This is a genomic window from Pseudomonas sp. S1(2024) (genome assembly GCF_046557535.1).
Genome location: NZ_JBKGFP010000079.1, coordinates 65221 through 81150 on the forward strand (window position 1 = coordinate 65221; position 15930 = coordinate 81150).

The 15930-nt window shown below is 63.3% G+C and carries 18 protein-coding genes; all 18 read left to right on the plus strand.

Translation table 11 applies throughout. From position 1 onward, the window contains the following. The first annotated feature begins 1 nt into the window (after position 1). The 18 genes from cysE (at position 2) to der (ending at position 15831) form a co-directional block, all read left to right on the plus strand. Positions 2-787 carry a serine O-acetyltransferase gene (cysE, locus tag ACLCGK_RS21945; protein WP_013971015.1) on the plus strand — a complete coding sequence of 262 codons (786 nt, stop codon included), beginning with the start codon at positions 2-4 and terminating at the stop codon, positions 785-787. A gap of 179 nt (positions 788-966) precedes the next feature. Then, positions 967-1458 (plus strand): Fe-S cluster assembly transcriptional regulator IscR, encoded by a 492-nt coding sequence (gene iscR / locus ACLCGK_RS21950; protein ID WP_008092572.1) that lies wholly within the window; start codon positions 967-969, stop codon positions 1456-1458. Between the two features lie 46 nt (positions 1459-1504). Then, positions 1505-2719: an IscS subfamily cysteine desulfurase gene (locus ACLCGK_RS21955; protein WP_013971017.1), complete on the plus strand. Its 1215-nt coding sequence runs from the start codon at positions 1505-1507 to the stop codon at positions 2717-2719. A 46-nt stretch (positions 2720-2765) separates the two neighbouring features. Then, a complete protein-coding gene (gene iscU / locus ACLCGK_RS21960) occupies positions 2766-3152 on the plus strand; it encodes a Fe-S cluster assembly scaffold IscU (RefSeq protein WP_003248539.1) in 387 nt (128 codons plus the stop codon). Positions 3153-3180: 28 nt separating this feature from the next. Beyond that, positions 3181-3504, plus strand: coding sequence for an iron-sulfur cluster assembly protein IscA (iscA, locus tag ACLCGK_RS21965; RefSeq protein WP_003257854.1), 324 nt, complete (start codon positions 3181-3183; stop codon positions 3502-3504). An 8-nt stretch (positions 3505-3512) separates the two neighbouring features. Next, positions 3513-4034 carry a co-chaperone HscB gene (hscB, locus tag ACLCGK_RS21970; protein ID WP_015269012.1) on the plus strand — a complete coding sequence of 174 codons (522 nt, stop codon included), beginning with the start codon at positions 3513-3515 and terminating at the stop codon, positions 4032-4034. 42 nt (positions 4035-4076) lie between these two features. Next, the gene (gene hscA / locus ACLCGK_RS21975; protein WP_015269013.1) at positions 4077-5939 is read left to right on the plus strand and encodes a Fe-S protein assembly chaperone HscA; all 1863 of its coding nucleotides are present in this window, start codon (positions 4077-4079) and stop codon (positions 5937-5939) included. Between the two features lie 3 nt (positions 5940-5942). Continuing rightward, complete coding sequence (fdx, locus tag ACLCGK_RS21980) at positions 5943-6284, plus strand: ISC system 2Fe-2S type ferredoxin (protein ID WP_013971020.1); 342 nt, start codon at positions 5943-5945, stop codon at positions 6282-6284. Positions 6285-6294: 10 nt separating this feature from the next. Beyond that, on the plus strand, positions 6295-6495 hold the full coding sequence (gene iscX / locus ACLCGK_RS21985; protein WP_003257859.1) for a Fe-S cluster assembly protein IscX: 201 nt from the start codon (positions 6295-6297) through the stop codon (positions 6493-6495). Positions 6496-6584: 89 nt separating this feature from the next. After that, positions 6585-7016: a nucleoside-diphosphate kinase gene (ndk, locus tag ACLCGK_RS21990; protein ID WP_013971021.1), complete on the plus strand. Its 432-nt coding sequence runs from the start codon at positions 6585-6587 to the stop codon at positions 7014-7016. Positions 7017-7040: 24 nt separating this feature from the next. Continuing rightward, positions 7041-8186, plus strand: coding sequence for a 23S rRNA (adenine(2503)-C(2))-methyltransferase RlmN (rlmN, locus tag ACLCGK_RS21995; RefSeq protein WP_013971022.1), 1146 nt, complete (start codon positions 7041-7043; stop codon positions 8184-8186). A gap of 14 nt (positions 8187-8200) precedes the next feature. Next, positions 8201-8962, plus strand: coding sequence for a type IV pilus biogenesis/stability protein PilW (pilW, locus tag ACLCGK_RS22000; RefSeq protein WP_410952903.1), 762 nt, complete (start codon positions 8201-8203; stop codon positions 8960-8962). Continuing rightward, the gene (locus ACLCGK_RS22005) at positions 8959-10002 is read left to right on the plus strand and encodes a RodZ domain-containing protein (protein WP_410952904.1); all 1044 of its coding nucleotides are present in this window, start codon (positions 8959-8961) and stop codon (positions 10000-10002) included. The genes pilW and ACLCGK_RS22005 overlap by 4 nt, the downstream gene beginning before the upstream one ends. Before the next feature lie 2 nt (positions 10003-10004). Continuing rightward, positions 10005-11114 (plus strand): flavodoxin-dependent (E)-4-hydroxy-3-methylbut-2-enyl-diphosphate synthase, encoded by a 1110-nt coding sequence (gene ispG / locus ACLCGK_RS22010; protein WP_003257869.1) that lies wholly within the window; start codon positions 10005-10007, stop codon positions 11112-11114. A gap of 25 nt (positions 11115-11139) precedes the next feature. Further along, on the plus strand, positions 11140-12429 hold the full coding sequence (hisS, locus tag ACLCGK_RS22015; protein WP_123085210.1) for a histidine--tRNA ligase: 1290 nt from the start codon (positions 11140-11142) through the stop codon (positions 12427-12429). A 39-nt stretch (positions 12430-12468) separates the two neighbouring features. Beyond that, on the plus strand, positions 12469-13107 hold the full coding sequence (locus ACLCGK_RS22020; RefSeq protein ID WP_015269019.1) for a tetratricopeptide repeat protein: 639 nt from the start codon (positions 12469-12471) through the stop codon (positions 13105-13107). Then, complete coding sequence (bamB, locus tag ACLCGK_RS22025) at positions 13108-14250, plus strand: outer membrane protein assembly factor BamB (protein ID WP_013971028.1); 1143 nt, start codon at positions 13108-13110, stop codon at positions 14248-14250. A gap of 117 nt (positions 14251-14367) precedes the next feature. Continuing rightward, positions 14368-15831 (plus strand): ribosome biogenesis GTPase Der, encoded by a 1464-nt coding sequence (gene der, locus ACLCGK_RS22030; RefSeq protein ID WP_013971029.1) that lies wholly within the window; start codon positions 14368-14370, stop codon positions 15829-15831. The last annotated feature ends 99 nt before the right edge of the window (positions 15832-15930 follow it).

The window sequence follows — 15930 nt, forward strand, 5'->3', positions numbered from 1 at the left end:
GATGTTCGAACGCCTGCGTGAAGATATTCAAAGCGTATTCCACCGTGACCCGGCTGCACGCAACGCCTTTGAGGTGCTGACCTGCTACCCAGGCATGCACGCCATCTGGCTGCACCGCCTGGGCAATGCCCTGTGGAAGCGTGATTTCAAGTGGCTGGCCCGCCTGGTATCGAACTTCGGCCGCTGGCTGACCGGCATCGAGATCCACCCCGGCGCCACCATCGGACGGCGCTTCTTCATCGACCACGGCATGGGTATCGTCATCGGTGAAACCGCCGAGATCGGCGACGATGTCACCCTTTATCAGGGCGTGACCCTGGGCGGCACCAGTTGGAACAAAGGCAAACGACACCCCACCCTGGAAAACGGTGTGGTGGTAGGGGCCGGGGCCAAGGTGCTGGGCCCGTTCACCGTCGGCGCCGGGGCCAAGATCGGTTCCAATGCGGTGGTGACCAAAGCCGTGCCGGCCGGGGCTACGGCGGTTGGTATCCCCGGGCGAATCATCGTCAAGAGCGAAGACAACGAGGTCGAGGCCAAGCGTAAGGCCATGGCTGAAAAGATTGGCTTCGATGCCTACGGCGTCAGTGGCGACATGCCCGACCCGGTGGCCCGTGCCATCGGCCAGATGCTCGACCACCTGCAGGCAGTCGACGAACGGCTGGAGGGCATGTGCGGCGCCCTGACCAAGATGGGCAGTGATTACTGCGCCAAGGAACTGCCAGCCCTGCCGGAAGATGACTTCAAGGAAGTTGCCCAGGTGGCTCAGCGCGACACTCAGTCACATTGATTGCGCCGCGCTGAAATCATGGTGACATACGGGGCGTGTGCTCACGCCCCCTGTCTGCTACAATCGCGCCCGCCTCCCCGATGCAAACCCGACTAAAGCACTAGGTCTAATAGTTGACTTAAATGCTCGGGAATCGCATACTCGCTCACATCCTGTAACTCCCGTGGTACCCAATAGCCATGCGACTGACTACCAAAGGCCGATACGCCGTGACCGCCATGCTCGACCTGGCGTTGCACGCGCAGCATGGGCCGGTGTCTTTGGCCGACATTTCCGAGCGCCAGGGCATTTCCCTCTCTTATCTGGAACAGCTGTTCGCCAAGCTGCGCCGCAGCAGCCTGGTCTCCAGCGTGCGTGGTCCAGGCGGTGGCTACCAGCTGTCGCGGGGCATGGAAACCATCCAGGTGGCCCAGGTCATCGATGCGGTCAACGAATCGGTCGATGCCACCCGTTGTCAGGGCCTCGGGGACTGCCATGCCGGTGATACCTGCCTGACCCACCACCTGTGGTGCGACCTCAGCCAGCAGATCCATGAATTCCTCAGCGGTATAAGCCTGGCCGACCTCGTCATGCGCCGTGAGGTGCAGGAAGTCGCCCAGCGCCAGGACCTGCGTCGTGTCGCAGGCCGAACCGCCCAGCTGGACAAGATTGAGACGTCCGCCGTCGATTGATCCCACCGGGACGACGAGCGACGCCACCGCCTGATAGGAGAGACAAATGAAGTTGCCGATCTACCTCGATTACTCCGCGACCACCCCGGTCGACCCACGCGTGGCCCAGAAGATGGCCGACTGCCTGCTGGTCGACGGGAACTTCGGTAACCCGGCTTCGCGCTCCCACGTCTTTGGCTGGAAAGCCGAGGAAGCGGTCGAGAATGGTCGCCGCCAGGTTGCCGAACTGATCAACGCCGATCCGCGCGAAATCGTCTGGACCAGCGGTGCCACCGAGTCCGACAACCTCGCACTCAAGGGCGTCGCGCACTTCTATCAGACCAAGGGCAAGCACATCATCACCTCCAAGATCGAGCACAAGGCGGTCCTGGATACCGCTCGCCAGCTGGAGCGTGAAGGTTTCGAAGTTACTTACCTCGAGCCAGGCGAAGACGGCATCGTCACCCCGGCCATGGTCGAGGCGGCGCTGCGCGACGACACCATCCTGGTTTCGCTGATGCACGTGAACAACGAAGTCGGCTCGATCAACGATATCGCCGCCATCGGTGAACTGACCCGCTCGCGCGGCGTGCTGTTCCACGTTGACGCCGCGCAATCGGCCGGCAAGGTCGAAATCGACCTGCAAAAGCTGAAGGTCGACCTGATGTCGTTCTCGGCGCACAAGGTCTACGGCCCGAAAGGTATCGGCGCGCTGTACGTCAGCCGCAAGCCTCGTGTACGCCTGGAAGCCATCATTCACGGCGGTGGCCATGAGCGCGGCATGCGTTCGGGCACCCTGCCGACCCACCAGATTGTCGGCATGGGCGAAGCCTTCGCCATCGCCAAACAGGAAATGGCCGCGGAAAACGTACGCATCAAGGCCCTGAGCGACCGCTTCTTCAAGCAGGTCTCGGACCTTGAAGAGCTGTACGTCAACGGCAGCAAGACTGCCCGCGTACCGCACAACCTGAACCTGAGCTTCAACTACGTCGAAGGCGAATCGCTGCTGATGTCGCTGAAGGATATCGCCGTATCGTCCGGTTCGGCCTGCACCTCCGCGTCGCTCGAGCCGTCCTACGTATTGCGCGCCCTGGGCCGCAATGACGAGCTGGCGCACAGCTCGATCCGCTTCTCCTTCGGCCGCTTCACCACCGAAGAAGAAGTCGACTACGCCGCGCAGAAAGTCTGCGAGGCCGTGAACAAACTGCGTGAGCTGTCGCCGCTGTGGGACATGTACAAAGACGGCGTTGACATCTCCAAGATCGAGTGGGCCGCCCACTAAGCAGTCGCCGGCAAGAGCGGCTCCCTGATGAGGAAGGAATTGCACCATGGCATACAGTGAAAAGGTCATCGACCACTACGAAAACCCGCGCAACGTCGGCAAGATGAACGCCGAAGACCCGGACGTCGGTACCGGCATGGTCGGCGCCCCGGCCTGCGGTGACGTGATGCGCCTGCAGATCAAGGTCAACGAGCAGGGCGTGATCGAAGACGCCAAGTTCAAGACCTACGGCTGCGGTTCGGCCATCGCTTCCAGCTCCCTCGCCACCGAGTGGATGAAGGGCAAGACCCTGGACGAAGCCGAAACCATCAAGAACACCCAGCTGGCCGAAGAACTGGCGTTGCCGCCGGTCAAGATCCACTGCTCGGTACTCGCCGAAGATGCCATCAAGGCAGCCGTTCGCGATTACAAGCAGAAGAAAGGCTTGATCTAAGTCGCCTGTTGCGAGGTAAGGAGTCCTGATGGCTATCAGCATGACAGAAGCCGCCGCCAACCACGTGCGGCGTTCCCTGGAAGGGCGCGGCAAGGGCGAAGGCATTCGCCTGGGCGTGCGCACCACCGGTTGCTCGGGCCTGGCCTACGTGCTGGAGTTCGTCGACGAGCTGGCGGACGAGGACCAGGTGTTCGAGAACCATGGCGTCAAGGTGATCATCGATCCCAAGAGCCTGGTCTACCTCGATGGCACCGAACTGGACTTCGTAAAGGAAGGGTTGAACGAAGGCTTCAAGTTCAACAACCCCAACGTGCGCGGTGAGTGTGGCTGCGGCGAAAGCTTCAACGTTTGAGGCTGGCTGTGGGTACTCCTTGTCATTTCGCATTGTTTGACCTCCAGCCAAGCTTCCGCCTGGATCTCGACAAGCTGGCCACTCGCTATCGCGAGCTGGCCCGCGAAGTCCATCCCGACCGCTTTGCCGACGCCTCCGAGCGCGAGCAGCGCGTGGCGCTGGAAAAGTCCGCGGCCCTCAACGACGCCTACCAGACACTGCGCAGTGCGCCGCGTCGCGCCCGCTACCTGCTGGCCATCGGCGGCCACGAAGTGCCTCAGGAGGTCACGGTCCACGACCCCGACTTCCTGTTGCAGCAGATGCAGTGGCGTGAAGAGCTCGAAGAACTGCAGGACGAAGCCGACCTCGATGGCGTGGCCGTGTTCAAGAAGCGCCTGAAGGTCGCCCAGGACACGCTGAACGAGGACTTTGCCGCCTGCTGGGACGCTCCAGGCGAGCGCGACAAGGCCGAACGCCTGATGCGCCGCATGCAGTTCCTCGACAAGCTCGCCCAAGAAGTGCGCCAACTGGAAGAGCGCCTCGACGATTAACCCGGTGCTGCCCGTGATAGCACCTAAGGTATTCAGATAAGCATGGCCCTACTGCAGATTGCCGAACCCGGTCAAAGCCCTCAGCCGCATCAGCGCCGCCTGGCGGTTGGGATTGACCTGGGTACCACCAACTCCCTGGTCGCCGCACTGCGCAGCGGCCGTAGCGAGCCCCTGCCCGACGCGCAGGGCAATGTCATTCTGCCGTCCGCGGTGCGCTACCTCGAAGGGCGCAACGAAGTGGGGCAGGCTGCACGCGATGCCGCTTCCAGCGACCCGCTGAACACCGTGCTGTCGGTCAAGCGCTTGATGGGGCGCGGCCTGGCCGACGTCAAGCAACTGGGCGAGCAGCTGCCGTACCGCTTCGTTGGCGGTGAGTCGCACATGCCGTTCATCGACACCGTGCAGGGGCCGAAAAGCCCGGTGGAAGTGTCCGCCGATATCCTCAAGGTGCTGCGCGAGCGTGCCGAAGCCACCCTTGGTGGTGAGCTGGTGGGCGCGGTTATCACCGTGCCGGCCTATTTCGACGATGCCCAGCGCCAGGCCACCAAGGACGCTGCGCGCCTGGCCGGCCTGAACGTGCTGCGCCTGCTCAACGAGCCGACCGCCGCTGCCGTGGCCTATGGCCTGGACCAGAACGCCGAAGGCGTGGTGGCCATCTATGACCTGGGCGGCGGTACCTTCGACATTTCCATCCTGCGCCTGACTGCCGGCGTATTCGAAGTGCTGGCCACCGGTGGCGATACCGCCTTGGGCGGTGACGACTTCGACCACGCCATCGCTGGCTGGATCATCGAGCAGGCCGGGCTGTCATCCGACCTGGACCCGGCCACCCAGCGCGCACTGTTGCAGACCGCCTGCGCCGCCAAGGAAGCCCTGACCGACGCCGACGTGGTCAGCGTCAGCCATGGCACCTGGCAGGGCGAGTTGAGCCGCGCCGGTTTCGAAGCCATGATCGAGCCCATGGTCGCCCGCAGCCTCAAGGCCTGCCGCCGCGCCGTGCGTGACAGCGGTATCGAGCTGGAAGAAGTCAGCGCCGTGGTCATGGTTGGTGGTTCGACCCGCGTACCGCGTGTGCGTGAAGCCGTCGGAGCCCTGTTCGGCCGCACCCCGCTGACTTCGATCGACCCCGACCAGGTGGTGGCCATCGGTGCCGCCATCCAGGCCGATACCTTGGCCGGCAACCGCCGCGAAGGTGGCGAACTGCTGCTATTGGATGTCATCCCGCTGTCGCTTGGCCTTGAGACCATGGGCGGGCTGATGGAGAAGGTGATCCCGCGCAACACCACCATTCCGGTGGCGCGTGCCCAGGAGTTCACCACCTATAAAGATGGCCAGTCGGCCATGATGATCCACGTGCTGCAGGGCGAGCGCGAGCTGATCAGCGATTGCCGCTCGCTGGCGCGCTTCGAGTTGCGTGGCATCCCGGCCATGGTCGCCGGTGCGGCAAAAATTCGCGTCACCTTCCAGGTCGACGCCGATGGCCTGCTCAGCGTCGCCGCACGCGAGCTGGGCTCGGGCGTGGAAGCCAGCATCCAGGTCAAGCCCTCCTATGGCCTGACCGACGGCGAAATCGCCCGCATGCTCAAGGATTCCTTCGAACACGCAGGTTCCGACAAGCAGGCCCGCCAGCTGCGCGAGCACCAGGTGGACGGCGAGCGCCTGCTCGAAGCGGTACAGGGCGCCCTGGACGCCGACGGCGAACGCCTGCTCAGCAGTGACGAGCGCGACGCCATCGAATTCCAGATGCAAGAACTACGTGATTTGCTGGCCGGCACCGATGGCGCAGCCATCGAGCAACAGACCAAGCGTCTGTCGCAGGTGACCGACGCATTTGCCGCCCGTCGCCTTGATTCGACGGTCAAAGCCGCACTGGCCGGGCGCAACCTGAATGAGATCGAGGAGTAACCGATGCCGCTGGTGACATTCCTGCCGCACGAGAAGTTCTGCCCCGAAGGGCTGACCGTGGAAGTCGAGACCGGGACCAACATCCTGGAACTGGCCCACGACCATCACATCGAGATGGAAAGCGCCTGCGGCGGCGTCAAGGCCTGCACCACTTGCCACTGCATCGTGCGCAAGGGCTTCGACTCGCTCGAAGAAGCCGACGAACTGGAAGAGGACATGCTGGACAAGGCCTGGGGCCTGGAGGCTCAATCGCGCCTCGGCTGCCAGGTGGTTGTCGCTGACCAGGACCTGGTCATCGAGATCCCCAAGTATTCGCTCAACCACGCCGCCGAAGCGCCGCACTGAGGTTTACCCCATGAGCCTGAAATGGATTGATGTACTTGAGATCGCCATCCAGCTTGCAGAAAGCAAGCCGGAAGTCGATCCTCGTTATGTGAATTTCGTCGATCTGCACCGCTGGGTGCTGGCCTTGCCAGAATTCAGCGACGATCCGTCACGCGGCGGTGAGAAAGTGCTCGAGGCCATCCAGGCGGCCTGGATCGAAGAAGCCGACTGAACGCGTCCTGCAGGTTAGGCAATCCCCTGGAACCCGCGTATAATTCGCGGGTTTAATTTTTCGCAACACTCATTTTTCTGGAGTTTTCCATGGCTGTTCAACGTACTTTCTCCATCATCAAGCCTGACGCCGTTGCCAAGAACGTCATCGGCGAGATCACCACTCGTTTCGAGAAAGCCGGCCTGCGCGTCGTCGCTTCGAAAATGAAGCAGCTGTCCAAAGCCGAAGCCGAAGGCTTCTACGCCGAACACAAAGAGCGCGGCTTCTTCGGTGACCTGGTTGCCTTCATGACCTCCGGCCCGGTCATCGTTCAGGTTCTGGAAGGCGAAAACGCCGTTCTGGCCAACCGCGAGCTGATGGGCGCCACCAACCCGAAAGAAGCTGCTGCCGGCACCATCCGTGCTGACTTCGCCGTTTCCATCGACGAAAACGCTGTTCACGGTTCCGACTCGGAAGCTTCGGCTGCCCGCGAAATCGCTTACTTCTTCTCCGCTACCGAGCTGTGCGACCGCATTCGCTAAGCGAAGCAGGTCTTGGGTGATTCCATGAGTGACATGACTGGCAAGATCAACCTGTTGGGCCTGACCCTGCAGGAAATGGAAAAATTCTTCGAGTCGATCGGAGAGAAGCGTTTTCGTGCCGGTCAGGTCATGAAATGGATTCACCACTATGGCGTCGACGATTTCGCCGCCATGACCAATGTCGGCAAGGCCTTGCGCGAAAAGCTCGAGGCCGTTGCCGAGATTCGGGGCCCGGAAGTGGTCAGTGAAGACATTTCCGCCGACGGTACCCGCAAGTGGGTGGTCCGCGTTGCCTCCGGCAGCTGCGTCGAGACCGTCTACATCCCCACCGACGATCGCGGCACCCTGTGCGTGTCGTCGCAAGCCGGCTGTGCCCTGGACTGCAGCTTCTGCTCCACCGGCAAGCAAGGCTTCAACAGCAACCTCACCGCCGCCGAAGTGATCGGCCAGGTGTGGCTTGCCAACAAATCCTTCGGGACCGTTCCGGCCAAGATCGACCGCGCCATTACCAACGTGGTCATGATGGGCATGGGCGAACCCCTGCTGAATTTCGACAATGTCATCGCCGCCATGAAGATCATGATGGAAGATCTGGGCTATGGCATTTCCAAGCGTCGCGTCACCCTGTCCACCTCGGGCGTGGTGCCGATGATCGACGAGCTGGCCAAGCACATCGACGTGTCGCTGGCCCTGTCGCTGCACGCACCGAACGACGAACTGCGCAACAAGCTGGTACCGATCAACAAGAAGTACCCGCTGAAGATGCTGCTGGAATCGTGCATGGGCTACATGTCCACCCTGGGTGGCAAGCGCGTGCTGACCATCGAGTACACCCTGCTCAAGGACGTCAACGACCAGCCTGAGCATGCTGCGCAAATGATCGAGCTGCTGCGCGACGTACCCTGCAAGATCAACCTGATCCCGTTCAACCCGTTCCCGCACTCGGGCTACGAGCGGCCGAGCAACAACGCCATTCGCCGCTTCCAGGATCTGTTGCACCATGGTGGCTTCAACGTCACCACCCGCACCACCCGGGGTGATGACATCGACGCTGCCTGTGGTCAGCTGGTCGGCCAGGTCAACGACCGCACCCGCCGCAGCGAGCGCTACATCGCTGTGCGCCAGCTGTCCGCGGACGCCGAGCTGCAAGACAGCCCCGCCAGCCACTGACCGGGACCTTGCCCATGAGCCTGCGCGCCGCGCTGTCGATCCTTGCGCTTTCGCTGCTGGCCGGCTGCGTGTCGGGCGGCGCGGGCGACCCCCTGGCCAGCCGCCAGGGCAGGGCAGAGGCGGGGCGGGCCTATGTGCAGCTTGGGCTGGGTTATTTGCAACAGGGTTTGACCGAGCAGGCCAAGGCGCCGCTGGGCAAGGCCCTGGCCCTGGATGGTGGTGATGCCGATGCGCACGCCGCCCTGGCGCTGGTCTTTCAGGCCGAAGGCGAGCCTGCGCTGGCCGAAACGCACTTCCGCAAGGCGCTGAAGGCACGTGCCGGCGACACGCGAATTCGCAACAATTACGGCAGTTTCCTTTATGCTCAGGGCCGATTTGCCGAGGCCGAGCAGATGTTTCGCCTTGCCAGCGCCGATACCCTGTATCCTGAGCGCTCACGCGTTTACGAGAACCTGGGCCTGACCGCCCTGAAACTCGAGCGCCGCGACCAGGCGCATGCGTATCTGCTGAAAGCTCTGCAACTCAACCAGCGGCAGCCGAAAGCGTTGCTGGAAATGGCTGAGTTGTCCTACGAAAACAGGCATTATGTGCCGGCCCGGGACTACTACGATCGTTTCAGCCAGTTGAGCGACCACGATGCCCGTAGCCTGCTGCTGGGCAGCCGCCTTGCCAGGGTATTCGACGAGCAAGGCACACTGGCCGAGCTGGGCCAGCAATTACAACGACTTTATCCCGGTACGCCGGAATATCAGCAATACCTGTCGGAGCAACGATGAAAGCCGCGCATCCCGAAGTAGCAGTAGCGCCTGGCCAGAACCCCGGTGAGCTTTTGCGTCAGGCCCGTGAGAACCGGGACTGGTCACAAGCCGAGGTGGCCCGCAAGCTCAACCTCACTGTCAGTTCGTTGAACCACGTGGAAACCGGCGCCTTCGACAAGCTGCCGGGGCATACCTTCGCCCGTGGTTATATCCGCGCCTATGCCAAGCTGATGGACCTGGACCAGGCTGCCCTGGTGGACGCCTTCGACCGTTACACCGGCACCCACGCCAAAGGCAGCGACGTGCACTCGCTGGGCCGTATCGAAGAGCCCGTGCGCCTGTCGCACAACATTCTGCGTGGCGTCAGCCTGCTGCTGCTGGTGGCAGTGGTCGGCGGCGGCTTCGTCTGGTGGCAGGACCAGGGCAGCCTGCGTGGCAAGGAGCTGGCCAAGATTGCCCTGGAGCACGTCGAAGTCGAAAGCGCCGACGGCACCACCCAGATTCACCCGCTCGATGAGCCTGAAGACCAGGCTGTTTCCGCTGGCCAGCAGCCTGAGAGTGCGCCGCTGCCGCTTGAGCAGGGCGCAGCCGAGCAGCCTGCCGCCGTACCGGCACCGGCAAGCCCGGCACCTGCCGATACCGCTGCCGTAGTACCGACACCGGCCCAGCAGGCGCCTGTGCCAGCGATCGCCAGCGCACCTGCTGCCGCGCCTGCGCCGGTAGCACCGGTTGCCCCGGCCCCGACGGCTGTTGCACCTGCTACACCTGTAGCGGCCGTGGCCGCTGCCGAGCCTGCCGCCGCCGCAGTGCCGGCTGGCAGTGCCAAGGTCGCCATCCAGTTCGTCGCCGATTGCTGGACCCAGGTCACCGACGGCAACGGCAAGGTGCTGTTCAGCGCCATCAAGCGCAAGGGGGACAACCTCGAGCTGACCGGCAAGCCGCCGTTCTCGGTACGCCTGGGCTTTGCCCGTGGCGCCCAGGTCAGCTACAACGGCCAGGCCGTCGATGTTGCCCCGTTCACCAGTGGCGAGACCGCTCGCCTGAAGTTGGGACAGTAATCATGCACGGCGAATCTCCGATCAAACGTCGCGAATCCCGCAAAATCTGGGTCGGCAATGTACCGGTGGGTGGTGATGCCCCCATCGCGGTGCAGAGCATGACCAACACCGACACCAACGATGTGGCCGCCACCGTGGCGCAAATCCAGCGCCTGGTCGATGCCGGCGTGGACATCGTGCGCGTCTCGGTGCCGGACATGGACGCTGCAGAGGCGTTCGGCCGCATCAAGCAGCAGGTCAGCGTGCCGCTGGTTGCCGACATCCACTTCGACTACAAAATCGCCCTGCGCGTGGCCGAACTGGGCGTCGACTGCCTGCGTATCAACCCGGGCAACATCGGCCGTGAAGACCGTGTACGCGCGGTGGTCGATGCCGCCCGCGACCGGGGCATCCCGATCCGTATCGGCGTCAACGCCGGCTCCCTGGAAAAGGACCTGCAGAAGAAGTACGGCGAACCGACCCCGGCGGCGCTGGTCGAGTCGGCCCTGCGCCATGTCGAGCACCTCGACCGCCTGGATTTCCAGGACTTCAAGGTCAGCGTCAAGGCATCCGATGTGTTCATGGCCGTCGAAGCCTACCGCCTGCTGGCCAAACAGATCGTGCAGCCGCTGCATCTGGGCATCACCGAAGCCGGTGGCCTGCGTTCGGGGACGGTGAAATCCGCTGTCGGCCTCGGTATGCTGCTGGCCGAAGGCATTGGCGATACCATCCGTATCTCGCTGGCGGCCGACCCGGTCGAAGAAGTGAAAGTCGGCTACGACATCCTCAAGTCGCTGCACCTGCGCTCGCGTGGCATCAACTTCATCGCCTGCCCGAGCTGCTCGCGGCAGAACTTCGATGTGGTCAAGACCATGAACGAGCTGGAAGGGCGTCTGGAAGACCTGCTGGTGCCGCTGGACGTGGCGGTGATCGGTTGCGTGGTCAACGGCCCGGGCGAAGCCAAGGAGGCCCATGTGGGGCTGACCGGCGGCACGCCGAACCTGATCTACATCGACGGCAAGCCGGCGCAGAAGCTGACCAACGACAACCTGGTCGATGAGCTGGAAAAGCTCATCCGCCAGAAAGCGGCCGAAAAGGCCGAAGCCGACGCGGCGCTGATCGTCCGTGGCTGACACACAGAATTCGTAAGGACTTTTCGTGAGCAAATCGCTGCAAGCCATCCGTGGCATGAACGACATCCTGCCAGAACAGTCGCCACTGTGGCGCTACTTCGAAGGCACCGTGGCCGGCCTGCTGGACACCTACGGGTACAGCCAGATCCGCACGCCGATCGTCGAGTTCACCGAGCTGTTCAAGCGCTCCATCGGTGAAGTGACCGACATCGTCGAAAAAGAGATGTACACCTTCGAGGACCGCAACGGCGACTCGCTGACCCTGCGCCCCGAAGGTACTGCCGCCTGCGTGCGTGCCGTACTCGAGCATGGCATCACCGGCAACGGCCAGGTGCAGAAACTGTGGTACATCGGCCAGATGTTCCGCCACGAGCGCCCGCAGAAGGGCCGCTACCGCCAGTTCCACCAGATTGGCGTGGAAGTGTTCAACCTGGATGGCCCGGACATCGACGCCGAGCTGATCATGCTGACCTGGCGCCTGTGGGGCCTGCTGGGCATCCAGGACGCGGTCAAGCTGGAGCTCAACAGCCTGGGCACCAGCGAAGCACGTGCACGCTACCGTGATGCGCTGGTCGAGTTCCTCTCGGCGCGCCTGGAGCAACTGGACGAAGACAGCCAGCGCCGCCTGAAGAGCAACCCGCTGCGCATTCTCGACAGCAAGGACCAGAATACCCAGGCGGTGCTGGTCGGCGCGCCGAAGCTGGAAGACTACCTGGACGAAGAGTCGCGCGTGCACTTCGAGGGCCTCAAGGCCCGCCTGGACGCTGCCGGCATCCCGTTCGTGATCAACACCAAGCTGGTGCGTGGCCTGGACTACTACAGCAAGACCGTGTTCGAGTGGGTCACCGACAAGCTCGGCGCCCAGGGCACTGTCTGCGCGGGCGGCCGTTATGACGGCCTGGTCGAACAGATGGGCGGCAAGCCGACCCCGGGCGTCGGTTTCGCCATGGGCATCGAGCGCCTGATCCTGCTGCTGGAAACCCTGGGCAAGGTGCCCGAGTCCATCAGCCGCCAGATCGACGTCTACCTGTGCGCCTTTGGCGAACAGGCGGAGCTGGCCGGCCTGCGCCTGTCCGAAAGCCTGCGTGACCGCTTGCCGGGCCTGCGCCTGGCAGTCAACGCCGGCGGTGGCAGCTTCAAGAGCCAGTTCAAGAAAGCCGACAAGAGCGGCGCGCTGTTCGCCCTGATCCTCGGTGACGACGAACTGGCCAAGCAAGAGATCGGCTTCAAGCCCCTGCGTGGTCAGGGCGAACAACAGAACATTGCCTGGGATGCTCTGGCTGAGCACCTGGAAACCGCGATCGCGCAGGCGTAACGCGGTTCAACAAGCGAATAGGCGAAAAGGAGTATTGGGGTGTCGAGTACCGATGATGAACTGGCAGGGGTCAAGGACTGGTGGAACCGCAACGGCAAGCCGCTGCTGACCGGTGCCCTGCTGGCTGGCGTGGTGGTGTTGGGCTGGAATACCTGGCACAAGTACCAGAACAATCAGTCGCAAGGTGCCTCGCAGCTGTACCAGGCCTTGCTGGAGACCAGCCTGACGCCGACTGGCCAGCCTGACGCGACCAAGGTCGCGGAACTGGCCGGCAAGCTCAAGAGCGAGTTCGGCGGTACCGCCTACGCCCAGTACGGCAGCCTGTTCGTGGCCAAGGTCGCGGTCGAGACCGGCAAGCTCGACGACGCTGCTGCCGAGTTGAAGAGCGTGCTGGACAAGCCGGCCGATGCCACCCTGGGCGAGATTTCGCGTCAGCGCCTGGCTCGTGTGCTGGCCGCCCAGAACAAGGCCGAGGATGCCCTCAAGTTGCTCGACGGCGACGCCGACAAAGCCTTCCTGGCCAGCCGCGAAGAGTTGAAAGGTGACCTGCTGGTGCAACTGGGTCGCGCCGACGACGCGCACAGCGCTTACGAGAAAGCCAAGGCTGCGTTGTCCGATGAGGCGGCGGTCGGTGGCCTGCAATTGAAGCTGGATGACTTGGCCAAAGGGGACGCGTAAGTGATCGGTTGGAAACATGCAGCAGTGCTGACCCTGGCCGTACTGGCCGCAGGTTGCAGCAGCAACAGCAAGAAGGAACTGCCTCCGGCCGAGCTGACCAAGTTCACCGAGGAAGTGGTGCTGAAAAAGCAGTGGAGCCGTTCGATCGGTGACGGCCAGGGCGAGACCTACAACACCCTCGTACCTGCCATCGAGAACGACCGTATCTACGCCTCCGACGTCAACGGCGAAGTCTTTGCCCTCGACCGTATCACCGGCGACGTGGTGTGGAAGAAGGACCTCGAGTTGCCGGTATCCGGCGCTGTCGGTGTGGGCTATGGCCTGGTCATGATCGGCACCCTCAAGGGTGAAGTCATCGCCCTGGACTCCAGCACCGGTGAGGAGCGCTGGCGCTCCCGCGTGACCAGCGAAGTACTGGCCCCACCTGCCAACAACGGTGACGTGGTGGTGGTGCAGACCCAGGACGACCGCCTGATCGGCCTGGATGCCGCTACTGGCGACCGTCGCTGGATCTACGAAAACACCCCGGCCGTGCTGACCCTGCGTGGCACCGGCGCGCCGATCGCCACCAACCGCCTGGCCGTCGCCGGCCTGTCCACCGGCAAGGTGGTGGCGGTGGACATCAACAACGGCGTACCGGTGTGGGAAAGCCGTGTGGCAATCCCGCAGGGCCGTTCCGAGCTGGACCGCGTGGTCGATATCGACGGCGGCCTGCTGCTGTCGGGTGGTACCCTGTACGTCAGCACTTACCAGGGCCGCGTCGCGGGCCTGGACCTGGAAAGCGGCCGCGTGCTGTGGCAGCGTGATGCCTCCAGCTACGTGGGCGTCGCCCAGGGCTACGGTAACGTCTATGTCAGCGAAGCTTCCGGTACTGTCGAAAGCGTCGACGAGCGCTCGTCCAGCGCCCTGTGGACCAACGACACCATGGCTCGCCGCCAGCTGACCGCGCCTGAAGTGTTCTCCAGCTACGTGGCGGTGGGCGACTTCGAGGGTTACCTGCACCTGCTGAGCCAGGTCGATGGCCGCTTCGTCGGCCGTGAGCGTATCGACAGTGATGGCCTGCGTGCCCGCCCACTTGTGGTCGGCGACACCATCTACGTCTTCGGCAACAGCGGCAAGCTCGAGGCACTGACCATCCGCTGAAGCTATGCTTGAAGCCTTGGCGGGCTTCAAGCCGCGGCGTAGGACACGCCGCCCGAACTCCGGCCGCTGCCTTGCAGCGGCCTTTGCATTTTCAAGAATTCAAGAGTGGAGAGCCGAATGGTTCCCGTAATCGCCCTGGTGGGCCGCCCAAACGTCGGCAAATCCACCATGTTCAACCGCCTGACCAAGACCCGCGATGCCATCGTTGGTGACCTGTCGGGCCTGACCCGTGACCGCCAGTACGGTGATGCCACCTGGCAGGGTCGTTCCTTCATCCTGATCGACACCGGCGGTATCACCGGTGACGAAGTGGGCATGGACGAGAAAATGGCCGAGCAGTCGCTCATGGCCATCGAAGAAGCCGACTATGTGCTGTTTCTGGTCGATGCCCGTGCCGGCATGACCGCTGCCGACCAGATGATCGCCGAGCACCTGCGCAAGCGGAACAAGGAAGCGATCCTGGTTGCCAACAAGATCGACAACATCGATGCCGATGTGGCACGCGCTGAATTCTCGCCGCTGGGCATGGGCAACGCCATCCCGGTGGCCGGCTCCCAGGGCCGCGGCATCAACGCGCTGATGGAGGCCGTGCTCGGCCACCTGCCGCGCGACCAGGTCGAGGAAGCGCTGGACGCCGAAGTCGCCGAAGGCGAGGAAGCGGTGCGCATCCCGGGCCCGAGCGAGAAGGATGGCATCAAGATCGCCATCATCGGCCGCCCCAACGTCGGCAAGTCGACCCTGGTCAACCGCATGCTCGGCGAAGAGCGCGTGGTGGTGTACGACCAGCCGGGCACCACCCGCGACAGTATCTACATCCCGTTCGAGCGCGATGACGAGAAGTACACCTTCATCGACACCGCCGGCGTGCGCAAGCGCGGCAAGATCCACGAGGAAGTCGAGAAGTTCTCGGTGGTGAAGACGCTGCAGGCGATCAAGGACGCCAACGTGGTGATCTTCGTCATGGACGCCCGCGAAGGCGTGGTGGATCACGACCTGAACCTGCTGGGCTTCGCCCTGGAAGCTGGCCGTGCCATCGTCATCGCCCTGAACAAGTGGGACGGCATGGAGCCGGGCGAGCGTGACTACGTGAAGACCGAGCTGGAGCGCCGGCTGTTCTTCGTCGATTTCGCCGACATCCACTTCATCTCCGCCCTGCACGGCACCGGCGTGGGCCACCTGTACAAGTCGGTGCAGGCCGCGTTCAAGTCGGCGGTAACCCGCTGGCCGACCAGCCGCCTGACGCAGATCCTCGAAGATGCCGTGAGCGAGCACCAACCGCCGCTGGTCAACGGTCGCCGCATCAAGCTGCGCTATGCCCACCTTGGTGGTGCCAACCCGCCGCTGATCGTGATCCACGGCAACCAGACCGACAAGATTCCTAAGTCGTACTCGCGTTACCTGGAGAACACCTACCGGCGTGTGCTGAAGCTGGTCGGTACGCCGATCCGCATCGAGTACAAGGGCGGTGAGAACCCGTACGAGGGCAAGAAGAACACCCTCACTGATCGCCAGGTCAACAAGAAGCGCCGCCTGATGTCGCACCACAAGAAGGCCGAGAAGAAGCGCCGCGACAAGCGCTGATTCCGCGTCGTCTTCTTCGCGGGCTTGCCCGCTCCCACAGGTACTGCACAACCCTTGAGCTTTGTGCAGTACCTGTGGGAGCGGGCAAGCCCGCGAAGA